Below are 1270 nucleotides of genomic sequence, written 5' to 3' on the forward strand. Positions count from 1 at the left end.
GTGTATAGACCGGAGACATAGCTGACAGGTGTGCGGGGACATGGTTGACACTTCCGGGTACTAAAACGCCCGGTCCCGACCATGCCCTGGAACGCAAGAGACACCATGAGCCTCCGACAGGAATTTGTTCATCTGGCCAGTCAGAACATGCTGACGATGACCGAGCTGTGCCAGCGCTTTAACATCAGCCGGCAGACCGGCTACAAATGGCTCAATCGCGGCGAGAACGCGCTGTCAGATCAATCCCGGCGCCCTGCCAGCAGTCCCTCGAAGACACCCGCTGCGATGGAGCAGGAAGTGGTGCGGCTGCGCCAGGCCCATCCGCGCTGGGGCGGCCGCAAGATCCGCCGGCGCCTGCAGGATCTGGGCTTTGAGGCGGTGCCACAGCCCAGCACGGTGACCGACATCCTGCACCGGCACAACCTGATCCTGCCGGCCGATTCAGCGATGAGCGAACCCTGGAAGCGCTTTGAGCACGACCAGCCCAACGTACTCTGGCAGATGGACTTCAAGGGGCACTTCGACACCCTCCAGAAGGAGCGGTGCAGTCCCCTGACGGTGCTCGATGACCACTCGCGTTTCAGCATCCTGCTACGCGCCTGTGGCCTCACCGACACCACGACTGTGCAGGCCGGGTTACGGGAGGCGTTTGGACACTATGGCCTGCCGTTACGCATCAATACCGATAACGGCTCGCCGTGGGGTTCGCCTGGCAGTCCGGGGCAACTCACCGAACTGGCCGTCTGGCTGATCCGGCTGGGTATCCGCATCAGTTACAGCCGGCCTTACCACCCGCAGACCAACGGCAAGGACGAACGGTTTCACCGTACGCTGAAGGCTGAAGTACTGAACGGACGAAGCTTCGCCACCCAGCAGCACGTGCAACAGGAACTGGACCGCTGGCGCACCGTATATAACTGCGAGCGCCCGCATGAGGCGATTGGCATGGACACACCGATCAGCCGTTACCGGCCGAGCCCCCGCGCGTATCCATCGATCCTGCCGGAGCCGGAGTACGGCCCGGATGATGTGGTGCTACGGGTCAGATCGAATGGCCAGCTATGCTTTGAAGGACGGCGCCTTAAGGTCTCGAATGCACTTTATGGATTGCCGGTTGCGGCCCGTGCAAAGCAGGGTGAAGACGGCGTATTTGAATTCTGGTTTGCCCATCATCGCATCCTCACCCTTGACCTGAGGAGCGGCAATCGCTGACCATAAAGTGTCAACGATGTCTCCGCACGTCTGTCAACCATGTCCCCGGTCTATACAC

The 1270-nt window shown here is 61.0% G+C and carries 1 protein-coding gene; it reads left to right on the forward strand.

Features of this window, described 5'->3' with window-relative positions; genetic code table 11:
* The first annotated feature begins 81 nt into the window (after positions 1-81).
* Positions 82-1212, forward strand: a complete 1131-nt coding sequence (locus tag BM438_RS44525; protein WP_093647951.1) for an IS481 family transposase — start codon at positions 82-84, stop codon at positions 1210-1212.
* Positions 1213-1270: the final 58 nt, after the last annotated feature.

The organism is Paraburkholderia aspalathi (assembly GCF_900116445.1).
Taxonomy (GTDB): domain Bacteria; phylum Pseudomonadota; class Gammaproteobacteria; order Burkholderiales; family Burkholderiaceae; genus Paraburkholderia; species Paraburkholderia aspalathi.